Annotated in this window: 15 protein-coding genes; 8 read left to right on the top strand and 7 right to left on the bottom strand. The window is 56.0% G+C overall.

The genetic code is table 11. The features are described from left to right. Positions 1 to 58: 58 nt before the first annotated feature. Both lpdA and AC236I_RS20775 read left to right on the top strand, forming a co-directional pair. Positions 59 to 1,483, top strand: coding sequence for a dihydrolipoyl dehydrogenase (gene lpdA / locus AC236I_RS20780; protein ID WP_004857924.1), 1,425 nt, complete (start codon positions 59 to 61; stop codon positions 1,481 to 1,483). A 163-nt stretch (positions 1,484 to 1,646) separates the two neighbouring features. After that, the gene (locus tag AC236I_RS20775; RefSeq protein WP_004857926.1) at positions 1,647 to 1,931 is read left to right on the top strand and encodes a hypothetical protein; all 285 of its coding nucleotides are present in this window, start codon (positions 1,647 to 1,649) and stop codon (positions 1,929 to 1,931) included. A gap of 54 nt (positions 1,932 to 1,985) precedes the next feature. Here the strand turns inward: AC236I_RS20775 and AC236I_RS20770 are convergent, their stop codons facing one another. Beyond that, positions 1,986 to 2,780, bottom strand: a complete 795-nt coding sequence (locus AC236I_RS20770) for a DUF2950 family protein (protein ID WP_015585141.1) — start codon at positions 2,778 to 2,780, stop codon at positions 1,986 to 1,988. A gap of 9 nt (positions 2,781 to 2,789) precedes the next feature. Further along, entirely contained in the window at positions 2,790 to 4,439 is a 1,650-nt protein-coding gene (locus AC236I_RS20765) for a DUF3300 domain-containing protein (protein ID WP_004857930.1), read from the bottom strand. Positions 4,440 to 4,794: 355 nt separating this feature from the next. On the opposite strand from AC236I_RS20765, the gene acnB reads away from it, so the two are divergent. Together acnB and yacL are read left to right on the top strand one after the other, a co-directional pair. After that, a complete protein-coding gene (gene acnB, locus AC236I_RS20760) occupies positions 4,795 to 7,392 on the top strand; it encodes a bifunctional aconitate hydratase 2/2-methylisocitrate dehydratase (RefSeq protein WP_004857931.1) in 2,598 nt (865 codons plus the stop codon). A gap of 301 nt (positions 7,393 to 7,693) precedes the next feature. Then, complete coding sequence (gene yacL / locus AC236I_RS20755; RefSeq protein WP_004857933.1) at positions 7,694 to 8,056, top strand: protein YacL; 363 nt, start codon at positions 7,694 to 7,696, stop codon at positions 8,054 to 8,056. A gap of 246 nt (positions 8,057 to 8,302) precedes the next feature. Here yacL and speD read toward each other — a convergent pair whose 3' ends face one another. The 3 genes from speD to AC236I_RS20740 all read right to left on the bottom strand — a co-directional run bounded on the left by speD (position 8,303) and on the right by AC236I_RS20740 (position 10,536). Continuing rightward, positions 8,303 to 9,097, bottom strand: coding sequence for an adenosylmethionine decarboxylase (gene speD / locus AC236I_RS20750; RefSeq protein WP_004857935.1), 795 nt, complete (start codon positions 9,095 to 9,097; stop codon positions 8,303 to 8,305). Positions 9,098 to 9,111: 14 nt separating this feature from the next. Beyond that, positions 9,112 to 9,981, bottom strand: a complete 870-nt coding sequence (gene speE / locus AC236I_RS20745; RefSeq protein ID WP_004857937.1) for a polyamine aminopropyltransferase — start codon at positions 9,979 to 9,981, stop codon at positions 9,112 to 9,114. Positions 9,982 to 10,188: 207 nt separating this feature from the next. Next, positions 10,189 to 10,536 (bottom strand): YacC family pilotin-like protein, encoded by a 348-nt coding sequence (locus tag AC236I_RS20740; protein WP_015585138.1) that lies wholly within the window; start codon positions 10,534 to 10,536, stop codon positions 10,189 to 10,191. A 146-nt stretch (positions 10,537 to 10,682) separates the two neighbouring features. On the opposite strand from AC236I_RS20740, the gene cueO reads away from it, so the two are divergent. Then, on the top strand, positions 10,683 to 12,308 hold the full coding sequence (gene cueO, locus AC236I_RS20735) for a multicopper oxidase CueO (protein ID WP_015585137.1): 1,626 nt from the start codon (positions 10,683 to 10,685) through the stop codon (positions 12,306 to 12,308). A 90-nt stretch (positions 12,309 to 12,398) separates the two neighbouring features. Here cueO and AC236I_RS20730 read toward each other — a convergent pair whose 3' ends face one another. Continuing rightward, positions 12,399 to 14,789 (bottom strand): glucose/quinate/shikimate family membrane-bound PQQ-dependent dehydrogenase, encoded by a 2,391-nt coding sequence (locus AC236I_RS20730; RefSeq protein ID WP_004857943.1) that lies wholly within the window; start codon positions 14,787 to 14,789, stop codon positions 12,399 to 12,401. Between the two features lie 203 nt (positions 14,790 to 14,992). Here AC236I_RS20730 and hpt point away from each other — a divergent pair, with 203 nt between their 5' ends. Then, on the top strand, positions 14,993 to 15,529 hold the full coding sequence (gene hpt, locus AC236I_RS20725) for a hypoxanthine phosphoribosyltransferase (protein ID WP_015585135.1): 537 nt from the start codon (positions 14,993 to 14,995) through the stop codon (positions 15,527 to 15,529). 61 nt (positions 15,530 to 15,590) lie between these two features. On the opposite strand, the gene can is transcribed toward hpt, so the two are convergent. Further along, on the bottom strand, positions 15,591 to 16,253 hold the full coding sequence (can, locus tag AC236I_RS20720; protein WP_004857991.1) for a carbonate dehydratase: 663 nt from the start codon (positions 16,251 to 16,253) through the stop codon (positions 15,591 to 15,593). A gap of 106 nt (positions 16,254 to 16,359) precedes the next feature. On the opposite strand from can, the gene AC236I_RS20715 reads away from it, so the two are divergent. Continuing rightward, the gene (locus tag AC236I_RS20715; RefSeq protein ID WP_004857993.1) at positions 16,360 to 17,286 is read left to right on the top strand and encodes an ABC transporter ATP-binding protein; all 927 of its coding nucleotides are present in this window, start codon (positions 16,360 to 16,362) and stop codon (positions 17,284 to 17,286) included. Continuing rightward, on the top strand, positions 17,283 to 18,053 hold the full coding sequence (locus AC236I_RS20710; protein WP_015585134.1) for an ABC transporter permease: 771 nt from the start codon (positions 17,283 to 17,285) through the stop codon (positions 18,051 to 18,053). Before AC236I_RS20715 ends, AC236I_RS20710 begins: the two co-directional genes overlap by 4 nt. The last annotated feature ends 105 nt before the right edge of the window (positions 18,054 to 18,158 follow it).

Here is an 18,158-nt window from a genome sequence, read left to right as displayed (position 1 = left end):
AGGATGAAGTGTATAACAATAGCGTCAGACCCGCCGGATACAAACTACAGAGGTCATGATGAGTACTGAAATTAAAACTCAGGTCGTGGTACTTGGGGCAGGTCCTGCAGGCTATTCTGCTGCCTTCCGTTGCGCTGATTTAGGTCTGGAGACCGTCATCGTAGAACGTTACAGCACCCTCGGCGGTGTTTGCCTGAACGTCGGCTGTATCCCTTCTAAAGCACTGCTGCACGTTGCTAAAGTTATCGAAGAAGCGAAAGCGCTGGCCGAGCACGGCATCGTTTTCGGCGAACCGAAAACCGACATTGACAAGATCCGCACCTGGAAAGAAAAAGTCATCACTCAGCTGACCGGTGGTCTGGCTGGCATGGCCAAAGGTCGTAAAGTGAAGGTGGTTAACGGTCTGGGTAAATTCACCGGCGCTAACACCCTGGAAGTGGAAGGTGAAAACGGTAAAACCGTGATTAACTTCGACAATGCGATCATCGCAGCGGGCTCCCGTCCGATTCAGCTGCCGTTCATTCCGCACGAAGATCCGCGCGTATGGGACTCCACCGATGCGCTGGAGCTGAAATCCGTACCGAAGCGTATGCTGGTTATGGGTGGCGGTATCATCGGTCTGGAAATGGGTACCGTGTACCATGCGCTGGGTTCAGAGATCGACGTGGTTGAAATGTTCGACCAGGTGATCCCGGCTGCCGACAAAGACGTGGTTAAAGTCTTCACCAAACGCATCAGCAAGAAATTCAACCTGATGCTGGAAACCAAAGTGACTGCCGTTGAAGCAAAAGAAGACGGTATCTATGTTTCCATGGAAGGCAAAAAAGCCCCGGCTGAAGCACAGCGTTATGACGCGGTGCTGGTCGCTATCGGTCGCGTACCGAACGGTAAAAACCTTGACGCAGGCAAAGCGGGCGTTGAAGTTGACGAACGCGGCTTTATCCGCGTTGACAAGCAGCTGCGTACCAACGTGCCGCACATCTTCGCTATCGGCGATATCGTCGGTCAGCCGATGCTGGCGCACAAAGGCGTTCACGAAGGTCACGTTGCCGCCGAAGTTATCTCCGGTCTGAAGCACTACTTCGACCCGAAAGTGATCCCGTCAATCGCCTACACCGAGCCAGAAGTTGCCTGGGTTGGCCTGACCGAGAAAGAAGCGAAAGAGAAAGGCATCAGCTACGAAACTGCCACCTTCCCGTGGGCAGCGTCTGGCCGTGCGATCGCTTCTGATTGCGCAGACGGTATGACCAAACTGATCTTCGACAAAGAGACCCACCGTGTTATCGGCGGCGCGATTGTCGGCACCAACGGCGGCGAGCTGCTGGGTGAAATCGGTCTGGCTATCGAAATGGGTTGTGACGCAGAAGACATCGCGCTGACCATCCACGCGCACCCGACTCTGCACGAGTCCGTTGGCCTGGCGGCAGAAGTGTTCGAAGGTAGCATCACCGACCTGCCGAATGCGAAAGCGAAGAAAAAGTAAGTTTTTCTTTCCGGCAAAATGCAAAAGCGGCTCTGAGAGCCGCTTTTTTTATGCCCGATGTTTAGAACTGTGTCTGCGTTAATAAATCGGCACATCTTATAGATACATTGAAAATAATTACGCCATAAACTTATAGGCAGTTAACTATCTGGTGAGGTGTATTATGAGACTCGTTTTAACAACAGCCCTGTTTGCCGCCACCCTGGCTTCTGCTGCGGCTTGCGCCGCAGATCCTGCCATTCCCTGGGCCGACAATAGCGGTGGTACGGAAAACACCCATATCGCAGCCATGGGTCAGAACCTGAATGCACAGCATCAGGCGATCAGCAAAACCACGGAAGGCGTATGGGCGGCGAACTCGGGCAGTATTCACAGTGATGAGGCGGCCTTAAGCAGCAGTAAACCAGCCTTCAGCGGCTATCCACAGCTGATGCCGCATCAGGGCTAAACGTCGTCAGATGAGGAACCCGCCCGGCGGCATACGGATGCGCCGGGCAGGGGGTTATTGCTCAATAGCCTGCCACTTTTCGTCTGGCGTAAAGCGGGTAATCGCCTGCACTAACGTCGCCGTATCCTGACCCAGATTTGCCTGATAAACGCGATCGCTTCGATCGATCATAAAGCTCATCACGCCGGTTTCACCCCATGCAACGGGCCACGCCAACAGGGCGACCGTCTGCTTGTCACCGTCGTGGATAAGGCGGAAACGGTAGCCGTGATAGCCTTCGCCCGGTTCGACGGGGCTAAAGGCTGGCCCCAACGGGCTCGGCTCTTCGCCGGGTTCAGTTGGCCAGTACAGACCGTCTTTTTTCCCCGGAGTACTGAACAGCTTTTTGGCGTAGCGCTGGAAGTGCTGGTAATACTCATTTTGCGCGTCAACGTAGGCGTGCATCGCCTGAATTGCCGACAGCTCGTTACGGCCGATTTCCCGCGTCTGGATCTCATCCGCCGCCTGCGCCATATCGAAGTGCCAACCCTCGGCTGTTTTCAGCATCGGTATCGGCAGCTGCCACGCTTCCCGGCCTACGTTGAGGTGTGCCATGTCCCCCTGCTCGACAATCTTATGGCCGACTTTCCAGTCGCGAAGAAAACGGGCGACGGCTTCCGGGTCTGCCTCTCGCTGCGGCAGGTACTGACGCCAGTCCTCCCCCAGCAGGTCGTTGAGCGCCGTCTCGTTTTGTGTCGAAACGGCGTCCGCCAGCGCGGTGGCGGCCTTCTCCGGGGTGGCAAAATACTGTTGGCCAAAAACGGGCAGGGCAAAAAGCGCCAGCCAGCCAGAAATCAGGACTTTTTTCATGACCGCTCCTTAGCGATGACGCAGTTCGCGATGTTGACCGGTGCGCTGTTGCGCCGCCGCACGCTGGTTAGTGTTGAGGTGCGCCGTATTCCGGCTCTGGGTGCCCCGCTGGCGCTGGGCCTCCCACGATGGCGACCGGCTGTCGTTGCCGCTGAACGCATTCGAACGAACATTCTGCACTCTCTGTTGGCGCTGCGGCGGCGTTGCGTTGGTGCGGCGCTGTTGAACCTGCGACTTCGCCGTATCGCGATGCTGTTGCTGCTGCGCCGTCGGGTTCTGGACGTGCGATTTTGCCTTTTCCCGCCGCTGCTGTTGGGCTGCCGAATTTTGTTGCTTCTGCTTCGCCGCTGCGCGGTTTTCCGGGGTGTCGTAGCCCCGGTAGTTGCTGCGCTGGGTAATTTTGTTGAGCTGTTGTGAGGCCGCCTGGCGCTGGGAATCCCTGTTGCCTGCCGTCGCCACTCCACCCGCGGTCAGACCTTTGGCCGCGCCGTTGTGAGTGCTGTGCTGGAACTGGTCGAGCGCCGCCTGACGTTGGTTGGTCAGGTTCGCCGGAGTGCGTTGCGTGGCGCTCAGGCCGCCGGGAACGTTGGTCTGGTGGAAACGCTGCGCCACGTTATTGTTCGGGTACGGCACGTTGTTGCGGAACGCCGGGTTGTGCTGCCAGCCGGCGTTGTTGCCGTCAAAGCGCTGCTTGTTGAAATGGTTGTAGTTATCGACGTCGATATTGATATTGTTGTTCCCGCCGCCATGGTAGCCGCCGTGATCCCAGTCATCGTCGTGATGATAGTCATCATCCCAGTCGATGCTGCTGAACAGCGCATAGGTGGTGGCTACCCCCAGGCTGAAACCAAGACCGTTGACGAAGCTATCGGTAAACTGTTCGCCCGGTGTTGGCGGCAGATAGACCGGCGGGTAAGTCGTGTTCGGCCAGGTGCCATAAACCGTATTGGGGTTGTAGGTTGGCACATACACCACGTTCGGATCGGTAGATTCAATCTTGATGATTTCGGTGGTGGGCGCAGGCTCGACTACCGTGGTGGTTTTCACTGTTGTCGTGGCGGCGGAAGTCGTCGGTGGCGGCGTCACTTTGCTCGTGGTCACCTTCTGCTGCGGCGACGATTTCAGCGTCCCGGTTTGCTGGGCGATGGCACGCAGTTTCTGCACCGAATTCATTACGTCCTGTGGCTGCGCGAGAAACGCGTTACCCAGGTCCTGCACCCACTGCGGATTTTCACCCATCAGCGACAGCAGCGCCGGAAAGGCGACCAGCGATTTCACGCTGGGATCCCACGGCTGGTTCGCCACGGCCTGCACGGCGGCGTCTCCCTGCATCGTTGGGTTATCCTGCGACCACTGGACGGCCTGCAGGACGTTGCTCGGATAGGTCGACGCCATTAACACCTGCGACAGCAGGTTATCCGGGTAAAGGGCGACGGGGGCGACCCACCGATCGATTTGCGCCGCCGTGTAGGTGGCAGCGACCGGTTGCGCCGTCGGAGCAGCGGGCTCAACGGCAGCGGGAGCGGCGGGTTGGGCGGCAGGAGCGGGCGCGGGCGGCGTTTCTGCGGCGCGGCTTGTGACGTACAGAGCGCCAGAGGCGGCTAATAGCCCTGCACTGCACACCAGGGCAATCACGTGGGGTTTCAAAGGTCGTATCATGTTAGCTCCCGGCGCTATAGTGGGCCCGTTTCCACTGAGTATCGCCGAAAATAGCGCTCGCGACGGAGTATAAGCAGGTCTATTTTTGATTTTTGATGATTGTTGGGATTTTGCTCAGTTTTCTGTAACAGAATTAAATTTATATCCCGGGAAATGTACGTAAAGCCTGTAAAATCCTGCCCTTAACGATTCAGCTAAATTTTAATGTTGCTTTTTTGTAAACAGATTAACACCTCGCCAAAATCCTGCTATGCTGCCGACGCGGTATCGGGCATTTACCCTACAAACTGCTGTCTCACAGGAGCGTGAAGAGAATCGCCTACCGCATTTTACAATGAGAGCGAGGAGAACCGTCGTGCTAGAAGAATACCGTAAGCACGTAGCTGAGCGTGCAGCCGTTGGGATTGTTGCCAAACCCTTAGATGCAACCCAAATGGCCGCGCTGGTAGAACTGCTGAAGAGCCCGCCTGCGGGTGAAGAAGAATTCCTGTTAGACCTGTTAATCAACCGTGTACCGCCGGGCGTCGACGAAGCCGCCTATGTTAAAGCCGGATTCCTTGCCGCTATCGCCAAAGGCGAAGCGACCTCCCCACTGGTTACCCCTGAAAAAGCCGTTGAACTGCTGGGCACCATGCAGGGCGGTTACAATATTCACCCGCTGATTGATGCACTGGACGATGCTAAACTGGCGCCGATCGCCGCCAAAGCGCTGTCCCATACCCTGCTGATGTTCGATAACTTCTACGACGTAGAAGAGAAAGCCAAAGCGGGTAACGAGTACGCTAAACAGGTTATGAAATCCTGGGCTGACGCCGAGTGGTTCCTGAACCGTCCGCAGCTGGCTGAGAAAATCACCGTTACCGTATTCAAGGTTACCGGCGAAACCAACACCGATGACCTGTCTCCGGCACCAGATGCCTGGTCCCGCCCGGATATCCCGCTGCACGCGCTGGCGATGCTGAAAAACGCCCGTGAAGGTATCGAGCCGGACCAGCCGGGTTCCGTTGGCCCGATTAAGCAAATTGAAGCGCTTCAGCAAAAAGGCTTCCCGCTGGCCTACGTCGGTGACGTGGTGGGTACAGGCTCTTCGCGTAAATCCGCCACCAACTCGGTGCTGTGGTTTATGGGCGACGATATCCCGAACGTGCCGAACAAGCGCGGCGGCGGTCTCTGCCTCGGCGGCAAAATTGCACCTATCTTCTTCAATACCATGGAAGATGCGGGCGCGCTGCCAATTGAAGTGGACGTGAACAACCTGAATATGGGCGACGTGATTGACGTTTACCCGTTCAAAGGCGAAGTGCGTAACCACGAAACCAACGAACTGCTGGCAAGCTTCGAGCTGAAAACCGATGTGCTGGTTGATGAAGTCCGCGCCGGCGGCCGTATTCCGCTGATCATCGGTCGCGGCCTGACCACGAAAGCGCGTGAAGCGCTGGGTCTGCCGCACAGCGACGTATTCCGTCAGGCAAAAGACGTGGCGGAAAGCAGCCGCGGCTACTCGCTGGCGCAGAAAATGGTTGGCCGCGCCTGCGGCGTTGCCGGTATTCGTCCAGGCGCTTACTGTGAACCGAAGATGACCTCCGTTGGTTCCCAGGATACCACCGGTCCGATGACCCGTGATGAACTGAAAGACCTGGCGTGCCTTGGTTTCTCTGCCGACCTGGTGATGCAGTCCTTCTGCCACACGGCGGCCTATCCGAAGCCGGTTGACGTCACCACGCACCATACGCTGCCAGACTTCATTATGAACCGTGGCGGTGTTTCTCTGCGCCCGGGCGATGGCGTTATCCACTCCTGGCTGAACCGTATGCTGCTGCCGGATACCGTCGGTACCGGTGGTGACTCTCATACCCGTTTCCCGATTGGTATCTCCTTCCCGGCGGGCTCTGGTCTGGTGGCCTTTGCCGCCGCGACCGGCGTCATGCCGCTGGATATGCCGGAATCGGTGCTGGTTCGCTTCAAAGGCAAGATGCAGCCGGGGATCACCCTGCGCGATCTGGTCCATGCGATCCCGCTGTACGCGATTAAGCAGGGGCTGCTGACCGTTGAGAAGAAAGGGAAGAAAAACATCTTCTCCGGACGCATTCTGGAAATTGAAGGTCTGCCGGATCTGAAAGTTGAGCAGGCGTTTGAGCTGACCGATGCTTCCGCAGAACGTTCTGCTGCCGGCTGTACCATTAAGCTGAATCAGGAACCGATCGTTGAGTATCTGAACTCCAACATCGTCCTGCTGAAGTGGATGATCGCAGAAGGCTACGGCGATCGCCGTACGCTGGAGCGTCGCATCCAGGGGATGGAAAAATGGCTGGCGGATCCGCAGCTGCTGGAAGCGGATGCCGATGCCGAGTATGCCGCGGTGATCGATATCGATCTGGCGGATATCAAAGAGCCTATCCTGTGTGCGCCGAACGATCCGGACGATGCGCGTCTGCTGTCCGACGTGCAGGGTGAGAAGATTGACGAAGTCTTCATCGGTTCCTGCATGACCAACATCGGCCACTTCCGTGCCGCCGGTAAGCTGCTGGACAGTCACAAAGGCCAGCTGCCAACTCGCCTGTGGGTGGCTCCGCCAACCCGTATGGATGCGGCACAGCTGACTGAAGAAGGCTACTACAGCGTGTTTGGTAAGAGCGGTGCGCGTATCGAAATCCCTGGCTGTTCCCTGTGTATGGGTAACCAGGCGCGCGTGGCGGACGGTGCGACGGTGGTTTCCACTTCAACCCGTAACTTCCCGAACCGTTTAGGCACCGGCGCTAACGTCTATCTGGCCTCTGCGGAGCTGGCTGCGGTCGCTTCCCTGCTCGGCAAACTGCCGACGCCGGAAGAGTACCAGACCTTCGTCGCTCAGGTCGATAAGACCGCGGCGGATACCTATCGCTATCTGAACTTCAACCAGCTGGAACAGTACACTGATAAAGCGGATGGTGTGATTTTCCAGACCGCGGTATAAGCGAATCTTGCTGCTCAAAGCCACTCTTCGGAGTGGCTTTTTTATTGCTGCGCTAAACGCACGCCGATTGCCGTCGGCATCGGGCAAAGGCGCAGGGATTTGACGCCGGCAGAGCTGCATTGGGTAAAGAAAGGGGGGAATAATGCCCGCCGGTTGGCGGTAAGATGACCGGTTAACTGACCGAGGCGCTTTTATTTGCTGTTGCTCTATCTGGTCCACTTTTTTTCTGCCCGGGTGCTGCGATAATTACCCTATGGGTACAATGTAGCGGTGACGCATTGCCCTTGCAGAGGAAGACACTATGGATTACGAATTTCTGCGCGATATTACCGGAGTGGTAAAGGTGCGAATGTCGATGGGCCACGAGGTGGTGGGGCACTGGTTTAACGAAGAGGTGAAAGATAACCTCGCCCTGCTGGATGAAGTGGAACAGGCCGCGCGCACTGTAAAAGGCAGCGAGCGTTCCTGGCAGCGTGCCGGACATGAATACACGCTATGGCTGGATGGCGAAGAGGTGATGATTCGCGCCAATCAGCTGGAGATTTCAGGTGATGAAATCGAAGAGGGGATGAGCTACTACGACGAAGAAAGCCTCTCTCTGTGCGGCGTTGAGGATTTTTTACAGGTGGTGGCCGCGTACCGCGAGTTTGTCAGCAAAGCCTGACCCCCTTCATGCATTCACGCCGGGAGCCGAACTCCCGGCTTTTTTTTGCCCTGACTGATTATAATCATTTTGCCACTGCGATCGCGCGCTATGCGCCGCTATTGACCGGGCGCCGCTTGCCGGTGTTAGTGAAGTGGCAACCGACGTCGATCGCTCGCAGACGGTACAGAACGCGCTCAAAGAGCAGAACGTTACCCTCAGACGGGTTCAGCCCGAGTCACGGCGCCCGCAGGCGCCGTCGGATGTTCAGATGGCAGGGATATTTCTGGCGTAGTAAATTTCCCGCATCTCTTTCCACAGGAGATCGGTGATGGACTTGCGCTCTTCTGCGCTGAGATCTTCGGGTCTGGTGTGGAACATGTAGTGCTTCAGATCGAACTCTTTCAGCAGCATCTTGGTGTGGAAGATATTTTCCTGGTAGACATTGACGTCCACCATGTCATACAGCGCTTTCATGTCCTCGGACATAAAGTTCTGAATGGAATTGATTTCATGGTCAATGAAGTGCTTCATACCATTGATATCACGGGTAAAACCGCGGACGCGATAATCAATAGTGACAATGTCAGATTCCAGCTGGTGGATAAGATAATTCAGCGCGTTAAGCGGTGAGATAACCCCGCAGGTGGAGACTTCGATGTCGGCACGGAAGGTGCACAGTCCGCCCTCCGGATGGCTTTCCGGGTAGGTATGCACGCAGATATGGCTTTTGTCGAGGTGGGCGACTACGGCTTCCGGGAGCGGGCCCGGGTGTTCGCTCTGGTCGATAAGCTGTGGGTCAACGGGTTCTTCACTGACCAGGATCGTCACGCTGGCGCCCTGAGGTTCATAATCCTGGCGAGCAATGTTCAGAATATTGGCGCCGATGATCGAGCAGGTCTCTGACAAAATCTCGGTCAGACGGTTGGCGTTATAGAGTTCATCGATATAGGCGATGTAGCCATCGCGCTCCTCTGCCGTTTTGACATAGCAGATATCGTAAATACAAAAACTCAGGCTCTTGGTCAGGTTGTTAAAGCCATGCAGCTTCAGTTTTTTCAATTTAGTTCACCCCCTTACTGAGGATCGCTGGCGGACAGCGCATCCTGTAAATATTGCGGTAGGGCAAATGCCGCCTTGTGAATAGCCGGATTATAGTAACGGCACTTCAGGTTCGCTTTGTGAAAACGCGCCTGGATAATTTCATTGGACAGGTCGCGCAGGGCATCATTATCGGTCGCCCATGCGAAGGTCATAATGCCGCCATAGTAGGTCGGAATCGCGGCCTGATAGAAGCTGACATCGCTGAAATAGTGGCCGAGCTTGCGGTGGCTGTCGATCGCTTCATCCTGCTGCAGGAAGCAGACGCCGTTTTGGGCAACAAAAATACCGCCGGGATTCAGGCAGCGTTTGCAGCCTTCGTAAAAGGCCGAGGTGAACAGGCTCTCGCCGGGACCGATAGGGTCGGTGCAGTCGGAGATGATCACATCAAACGTTTGCGTCGTCTGGTTAACAAAATTGACGCCATCGTCAATCACCAGCGTAAAGCGCGGATCGTCATAGGCGCCCGCATTGTGATTTGGCAGATACTGGCGGCAGAACGAGACCACGCCAGCGTCGATTTCGACCATGGTGATGGTTTCGATGGTGCTGTGACGAGAGACTTCTCGCAGCATTGCGCCGTCACCGCCGCCGATGATCAGCACGTGTTTTGCCTGGCCGTGGGCCATCAGCGGGACATGGGTCATCATCTCATGATAGATAAACTCATCGCGTTCGGTGGTTTGTACCACGCCGTCCAGCGCCATCACGCGGCCAAAGGCTGCGTTCTCAAAAATGATCAAATCCTGGTGATCGGTCTTTTCGTGATACAGCACATTATCAACCGCAAAATACTGACCGAAATGGTCGTGCAGTGTTTCATGCCACAGATTGTTATCAGCCACGGGCGGATTCCTCCATTGTGAACATCCGGTACACTCGAAAAAACGAGCGCAACATCATAGCCAACTATAGATGATGATGCACGGCGGATATTTCAGCCGTTCGCATGGCGCAGGGCTGAATAGCAGGAATATTGCCGGGCTGCGGGATGGGGGGGAGCAGGCCACCTTGTACAGGCGGCGGGATTGCGACCGGGCCCGACGGGTGGCCTATTTAACGTAAGCGAGCAGGCTCAGCGAATCGCGGGCCAGCGCCTTGCATTTTTTCGTGGTGGGGATTTTGATACCGCTGAGATCGCGGTAGCTGTCTTCACCGAGCGCCTTCATATTGAAGCTGTCATAGTTGCTCAGATCCCATTGGTTCTGTTGAGCAAAAAAGACCAGCGCGCGACGAATTTGGGTATTCGGCAGATTCTGGTAACCGCAGTCGTTTTTCAGGAAGACAAATACCGCCGTTAAATCAGCCATATCTTCCGCTTCGGACTCGCTTAACGCATAGCTATTGGCGGATAGAGCAAGCAGGCTGCCGAGCACTATTGTTCTGAAAAGCGTCTTCATTTTCTCTACCATTGAATCACGGACGCTCAAAGTTAGCATACTTCTTTACACTACGTAGAGCTTTATTCTTACTCTTCTGCTTGACCTTCCTGTTGGTGGAAGGTTTAAGCTCAAAAGTTCACCAGCAGAATAAAAAGGATGTGAAAATGCAACGTCGTGAATTTATCAAATTAACCGCAGCGGCCGGCGTATTCAGCGCGCTGCCGCTCTGGAGCCGTTCGGTTTTCGCCGCCAGCCGCCCGGCTCTGCCGGTGCCTAATCTGCTGACCGCCGACGCACGTAATCGCATCACATTAACGATCCAGGCCGGAAAAACGCAGTTTGGTCCGCATCAGGCGACCACCTGGGGTTATAACGGCAATCTGCTGGGGCCGGCGCTGAAGCTCAAAAAAGGGGAGGCGGTGACCGTGGATATTCACAACCGCCTGGCCGAAGAGACGACCGTTCACTGGCATGGGCTGGAGGTGCCGGGTGAGGTCGACGGCGGTCCACAGGGGATCATTGCGCCAGGCGCCTCCCGCAGCGTGAATTTTACTCCCAGCCAGCGGGCCGCCACCTGCTGGTTCCACCCGCACCAGCATGGAAAAACCGGTCGCCAGGTGGCGATGGGGCTGGCGGGGCTGGTACTGATTTCTGATGAAGAAAGCGAGCAGCTGCTGCTGCCGAAGCAGTGGGGGATCGATGACGTACCGGTGATTGTGCAGGATAAGCGTTTTACCGCTGCCGGGGAGATTGATTATCAGCTCGACATGATGAGCGCGGCGGTCGGCTGGTTTGGCGATACCTTACTGGCGAACGGGGCACTCTATCCTGAACACGCCGCGCCGCGCGGCTGGCTTCGCTTGCGTTTACTGAACGGTTGTAACGCCCGCTCGCTGAATTTCTCCACTAGCGATAACCGGCCGATGTACGTTATCGCCAGCGACGGTGGACTGCTTGCCGAGCCGGTGAAGGTCACCGGGCTGCCGGTATTAATGGGTGAGCGCTTTGAAGTTCTGGTGGATACCCGCGATGGTAAAGCCTTCGACCTGATCACCTTGCCGGTGAGCCAAATGGGGATGGCGATCGCGCCGTTCGACAAGCCGCAGCCGGTCTTGCGCATCCAGCCGCTGACGATCCAGGCATCCGGCACACTGCCGGATTCTTTGGTCAGCATGCCGGCGCTGCCGTCGCTGGAGGGGCTGACACAGCGCACGCTCCAGCTGTCGATGGATCCGATGCTGGACATGATGGGAATGCAGGCGCTGATGCAAAAATATGGCGATCAGGCGATGTCCGGCATGAACCACGGTAGCATGATGGATCACGGCAATATGGGTCACGGCATGATGGGCAATATGAGCGACAAGGGGCAGATGAATCATGGCGATATGGGGAACATGAACCACGGCGGCATGGGACAGATGAACCACGGTGCCGACGGTTTCGATTTCCATAATGCTAACCGGATCAATGGCAAAGCCTTTGATATGAATCTCCCGATGTTTGCCGCGGCAAAAGGGCAATATGAGCGTTGGGTGATTTCCGGCAAAGGCGACATGATGCTGCACCCGTTCCATATTCACGGTACCCAGTTCCGTATTCTGTCGGAGAATGGCGCTGCGCCTGCCGCGCATCGTTCAGGCTGGAAAGATACCGTACGGGTTGAGGGGGGCGTCAGTGAAGTGCTGGTGAAGTTCGATCACGAGGCGTCGAAAGAGCATGCCTATATGGCGCACTGCCATCTGCTGGAACATGAAGATACCGGCATGATGCTCGGCTTTACGGTCTAGTTCCCCCTCGCAGGGGATATTATGCACGCGTAAAAAAAGGCCCGGTGTTCACCGGGCCTTCTGTTTTGTTACTGCGTTTTTGCCTGGGGCTTATTTCGCCTCATCAGGCAGCGCATAGGCGACGATATAGTCCCCCATCTTCGTGCCAAACGAGCCGTGGCCGCCTGCGGCGATGACCACATACTGTTTGCCATTCACTTCATAGGTCATTGGCGTCGCCTGGCCGCCTGCCGGCAGACGGGCCTGCCACAGTTTTTCACCGTTGCTCATGTTGTATGCGCGCAGGTAGTTATCGGCGGTAGCGCCAATAAACAGCACGTTGCCGGCGGTGGAGATCGGGCCGCCAAGCATCGGCATACCAAGGTTAAACGGCAGCTGGACCGGCATCGGGAACGGCAGGCTATCCTGCGGCGTACCGATACGTTTTTTCCATACCACTTCGTTGGTCTTCAGATCCAACGCGGAGATGTAACCCCAGGCCGGCTGTTTGCACGGCAGGCCAAACGGCGACAGGAAGGCGTTGAGGGTCACGCCGAACGGTACGCCATACTGCGGCTGGATACCGGATTCGGTACCGGAACCTTTCGCGTCTTTCGGCGGCTCCATCGGATTGCCCGGGCCGCGTGGGATCAGTTTCGATACAAACGGCAGCGCCATTGGGTTGGCGATGGCCACCTGGCGGTTAGGGTCAACGGAAATCCCGCCCCATTCAAACATCCCCAGGTTACCCGGGAAGACCAGCGTGCCTTGTTCTGACGGCGGGGTGAAGATGCCTTCATAACGCAGCTGGTGGAAGATCACGCGGCACACCAGCTGATCGAACATGGTGGCGCCCCACATATCCGCGCCGGTCAAATCTTTCTTCGGACGGAAGCTCAGGTCGGAGAATGGCTGAGTTTTAGAGACATAATCGCCTTTCGCTGCCCCCTGAGGAACCGGTTTTTCCGGTGCCGGGACGACCAGTTCGCCGTTACGACGGTCAAGGACGAAGATATTACCGGTTTTGGCCGGTGCGTAGATGACCGGAACGGTTTTACCGTTAACGTCGATATCCGCCAGCGTAGGCTGAGACGGCATATCCATGTCCCACAGATCGTGGTGAACGGTCTGATAGCTCCATACCAGTTTACCGGTGGTCGCGTTCAGCGCCACGATAGAGCTGGCGTAGCGTTCCTGCTCCGGCGTACGGTTACCGCCCCAGATGTCCGGAGTGGTCACGCCCATCGGCAGGTACACGAGGTCCAGCTTCGCATCATAGGCCGCAGGCGCCCAGGAGTTCGGGGAGTTCAGCGTGAAGTGATGTTCATCATCCGGAATGGCGTTCGGATCTTTCGCGCCCGGATCGAAGACCCACAGCAGTTTACCGGTGTTGACATCAAAGCCGCGAATGACGCCCGACGGTTCGCGCGTCGAGAAGTTATCGGTCACGGCACCGGCAATGATAATGGTGGTATCGGTCACGATCGGTGGCGACGTCGGTTCGTACATCCCCGGCGTGGTGACCGGCATGTTGGTCTGCAGGTTGAGAATCCCTTTGTTGGCAAAGGATTCGCACAGCTGGCCGTTGTCGGCGTTAATGGCGAACAGGCGACCATCGTTGACCGGCAGGATAATCCGGCGCGGACAGTTGGCGACGACATCTGCCGGTGCGTTGTCTGCTTTCGCTTCGTGATAAGAGACGCCGCGGCAGGTGACGTGCTGGAAGGACGGATCCGCGTTCAGCTGCGGGTCAAAGTGCCATTTTTCTTTCCCGGTAGCCGCATCAAGGGCAAACAGACGCTGGTGGGCGGTACACAGGTACAGCATGTTCCCCACTTTAATCGGCGTCACTTCGTTGGTGATTTCACCCGGATCGTTGGGCTGCTTCAGGTCGCCGGTGCGGAATACCCAGGCTTCCTTCAGGTTTTTCACGTTATCGGCGTTGATTTGCTTCAGCGGTGAATAACGTTGGCCTTCCTGGTTACGGCCGTACGCCGGCCAGTCGCCATCGGCAACCGCGGAGATCGGCGCCGCAGGCGTCGCATCGGCATTCAGGGTACCGTTCACTTCCTGCGGATCGTTAAAACCGGCCCAGGTCAGGATACCGCCGCTGATCAGCAGGGCCACAACCAGACCGGCGACCGCGCCGGCCGATGGGATCGGCAGACGACGCCAGACAAAAGGCAAAATGAGCCAGATGCCGAAGAAGACCAGAATATCGCTACGCGGCGTAAGCGCCCAGAAGTCAAAGCCGACTTCCCAGACGCCCCAGATCATGGTGGCGAGAAGCAGCGCGGCATAGAGCCAGAGCGCTGCGCGTTTGCCCCGCAACAGCATCACGGTGACGGCCAGCATGACGAGGCCAGCAATAGGGTAATACCAGGAGCCGCCAATGGCCGCCAGCCATACCCCGCCAATAAGAAGATACAGGCCGCAGAACGCTGCAAAGAGAGCTGTCAGCGTCACGAGAAGCCGTGATTGTTGAGACTTTGTTTCTGCCATAGAAAGACACTCGGTTGTTTGTTAATTTTTTAATTGCAATTAATTATAGGATTTAACAAGTGTGATCGGAATCACAAAATGGGCTTTATTATTCCCTGCATCGCATATTTCTTTTTACTGGTATACTGCATAGCTTGCCGGTCAATGTCGGTGCATTCGCAGCGGTGTTGATGATTTATCTTAAGAATCAAATGGTTAGTTTAATGAAACATACTGTAGAAGTGATGATCCCGGAAGCCGAGATCAAAGCGCGTATCGCCGAACTGGGTCGTCAAATCAACGAATGCTACAAAGACAGCGGCAGCGAGATGGTGCTGGTGGGGCTGCTGCGCGGCTCATTTATGTTTATGGCCGATCTGTGTCGTGAAGTGCAGGTGCCGCATGAAGTCGATTTTATGACCGCCTCCAGCTACGGCAGCGGCATGTCGACGACCCGTGACGTTAAAATCCTGAAAGATCTGGATGAAGACATTCGCGGTAAAGACGTATTGATTGTGGAAGACATTATCGATTCCGGCAACACGCTGTCTAAAGTGCGTGAAATTCTCAGCCTGCGTGAGCCGAAATCTCTGGCTATTTGTACGCTGCTGGACAAGCCTAGCCGCCGTGAAGTGAACGTGCCGGTAGAGTTTGTTGGCTTTGCTATCCCGGATGAGTTCGTGGTCGGCTACGGGATTGATTACGCTCAGCGCTATCGCCATCTGCCGTACGTCGGCAAAGTGGTGCTGCTGGACGAGTAAGGTTTCATGCAACCCCGGACGATGGCGCACCGCGCTGCCGGGGTTTTCTGAAGCGGGCGGCTTACTTGTGGTTGACGTGTTTGCTCTTGAGGTTGGAAATTCCGTGGCGGTAGCGCTGTTCAAGGGTTTCGCGGCTGACGGCAGTCACATCAAGATCGCGTAACAGCCCGTCATGGATACCGTAGGCCCAGCCGTGGATGGTGACCTTCTGACCCCGCTTCCACGCCGACTGCATAATGGTCGAGTGGCCCAGGTTATAAACCTGCTCCATCACGTTCAGTTCACATAATGTATCCAGTCGACGCTCTTCAGGCATTTCGCCCAGCAGCGAACTGTGTTTGAACCAGATATCGCGAATATGCAGCAGCCAGTTGTCGATAAGCCCCAGCTCGGTGTTTTCTACTGCCGCCTGCACGCCGCCGCAGCCGTAGTGGCCGCAGATGATGATATGCTCGACTTCTAGCACGTCAACGGCATACTGCACCACGGAAAGACAGTTCAGGTCGGTATGAATCACCAGATTAGCGACGTTACGATGGACAAACAGTTCACCGGGCTCAAGGCCGGTTAACCGTTCCGCAGGAACACGGCTATCAGAACATCCAATCCACAGAAAGCGTGGCTTCTGCGCTTGTGACAATTTTGCGAAAAAGCCGGGGTCTTCTTCCACCAGCATTTTTGACCATAGTGCATTATTGCTGATGAGTGTATCTATATCATTCATGGACGTTTACGGCCTGTAACCAAGTAAGTGCGTTGGGCTAATATAGGTTAACCTCACTTTATTTAAAACAACCCATCGCGTGTCATGACACGAGAAGAGATATTTAATGACCATTGCTCTGGAATTAAAACAGCTCACCAAGACCTACCCCGGCGGGGTTCAGGCGCTTCGGGGAATCGATCTGCAGGTGGAAGCAGGGGATTTTTATGCGCTGCTCGGCCCTAACGGGGCGGGGAAATCCACCACGATTGGCATTATCAGTTCGCTGGTAAATAAAACCTCCGGTGAGGTCAACGTCTTTGGCTACGACCTGCAAAAGGACGTGGTGAACGCCAAGCGTCAGCTCGGGCTGGTGCCGCAGGAGTTCAACTTCAACCCGTTTGAAACCGTCCAGCAGATCGTCGTTCACCAGGCCGGCTACTACGGCGTGGAGCATAAAGAAGCGCTTCTGCGCAGCGAAAAGTACTTAAAACAGCTCGATCTGTGGGAAAAACGCAACGAACGTGCACGGATGCTCTCCGGCGGGATGAAACGACGCCTGATGATTGCCCGCGCGTTGATGCATGAACCCAAACTGCTGATCCTTGATGAACCTACCGCAGGGGTGGATATCGAACTTCGCCGCTCGATGTGGGGGTTTCTCAAGGATTTGAACGATAAAGGCACCACCATCATCCTGACCACCCATTACCTGGAAGAGGCGGAGATGCTGTGCCGCAATATCGGGATTATTCAACGCGGAGAGCTGGTGGAAAACACCTCGATGAAGGCGCTGCTTGCCAAGTTGAAATCAGAAACGTTCATCCTTGATCTGGCGCCGAAAAGCCCGCTGCCGACGCTGGAAGGTTACCAGTATCGCCTGGTGGATACCTCCACGCTGGAAGTCGAAGTGCTGCGCGAGCAGGGGATTAACAGCGTATTTGCCCAGCTGAGTGCTCAGGGAGTTCAGGTGTTAAGTATGCGTAACAAAGCCAACCGGCTGGAAGAGCTGTTTGTCACGCTGGTGCATGACAGAAAAGGAGAATCAGCATGATGCAGCTTTATTGGGTCGCGCTGAAAAGCATCTGGGCCAAGGAAATTCACCGCTTTATGCGTATCTGGATCCAGACGCTGGTACCGCCGGTGATCACCATGACCCTCTATTTTGTCATCTTTGGCAATTTGATCGGCTCGCGGATCGGTGAAATGCATGGCTTTACCTATATGCAGTTTATTGTGCCGGGTCTGATCATGATGGCGGTCATCACCAACGCCTATGCCAACGTGGCCTCCTCGTTCTTCAGCGCGAAATTTCAGCGCAACATCGAAGAGCTGCTGGTGGCGCCGGTGCCGACGCACGTGGTCATCGCCGGCTATGTTGGTGGTGGGGTGGCGCGAGGGCTGTGCGTAGGGATTCTGGTTACCGCGATATCGTTGTTCTTCGTGCCGTTCCAGGTGCATTCCTGGCTGTTCGTTGGGCTGACGCTGATGCTGACCGCGGTCCTCTTCTCGCTGGCGGGTTTGCTGAACGCGGTTTTTGCCAAAACCTTTGATGATATCAGCCTGATCCCCACCTTCGTGCTGACGCCGCTGACCTACCTCGGCGGGGTGTTTTACTCCCTGACCCTGCTGCCGCCATTCTGGCAGGCGCTGTCGCACCTTAACCCGATTGTTTACATGATCAGCGGCTTCCGCTACGGATTCCTCGGCATCAACGATGTTCCGCTGATGACGACTTTTGGCGTGCTGGTGGTGTTTATTGTTCTGTTCTACGCCCTGTGCTGGTATCTGATCCAGCGTGGACGCGGTCTGCGCAGCTAACCGCGCATCGGCAAATAGCGCCTGGCCGCCAGGCGAGGCGCTATCCGCTAATCTTGACTGCCATCACTCATCTGCGTCATCCCCTTTGTTACAGTGTTTCTCTGC

The sequence above is a fragment of the Klebsiella sp. Sb-30 genome (assembly GCF_057652795.1).
The sequence above is the reverse complement of the archived record's forward strand: the minus strand, read 5'-3'. Positions and strand labels throughout refer to the sequence as shown.

Bases quoted from the DNA above. Each gene is read 5' to 3' on its own strand.
- cueO (WP_015585137.1), top strand. From the start codon at position 10,683: ATGCAACGTCGTGAATTTATCAAATTAACCGCAGCGGCCGGCGTATTC.
- AC236I_RS20715 (WP_004857993.1), top strand. From the start codon at position 16,360: ATGACCATTGCTCTGGAATTAAAACAGCTCACCAAGACCTACCCCGGC.
- AC236I_RS20710 (WP_015585134.1), top strand. From the start codon at position 17,283: ATGATGCAGCTTTATTGGGTCGCGCTGAAAAGCATCTGGGCCAAGGAA.
- AC236I_RS20775 (WP_004857926.1), top strand. From the start codon at position 1,647: ATGAGACTCGTTTTAACAACAGCCCTGTTTGCCGCCACCCTGGCTTCT.
- yacL (WP_004857933.1), top strand. From the start codon at position 7,694: ATGGATTACGAATTTCTGCGCGATATTACCGGAGTGGTAAAGGTGCGA.
- lpdA (WP_004857924.1), top strand. From the start codon at position 59: ATGAGTACTGAAATTAAAACTCAGGTCGTGGTACTTGGGGCAGGTCCT.
- hpt (WP_015585135.1), top strand. From the start codon at position 14,993: ATGAAACATACTGTAGAAGTGATGATCCCGGAAGCCGAGATCAAAGCG.
- AC236I_RS20730 (WP_004857943.1), bottom strand. From the start codon at position 14,789: ATGGCAGAAACAAAGTCTCAACAATCACGGCTTCTCGTGACGCTGACA.
- can (WP_004857991.1), bottom strand. From the start codon at position 16,253: ATGAATGATATAGATACACTCATCAGCAATAATGCACTATGGTCAAAA.
- AC236I_RS20740 (WP_015585138.1), bottom strand. From the start codon at position 10,536: ATGAAGACGCTTTTCAGAACAATAGTGCTCGGCAGCCTGCTTGCTCTA.
- AC236I_RS20765 (WP_004857930.1), bottom strand. From the start codon at position 4,439: ATGATACGACCTTTGAAACCCCACGTGATTGCCCTGGTGTGCAGTGCA.
- AC236I_RS20770 (WP_015585141.1), bottom strand. From the start codon at position 2,780: ATGAAAAAAGTCCTGATTTCTGGCTGGCTGGCGCTTTTTGCCCTGCCC.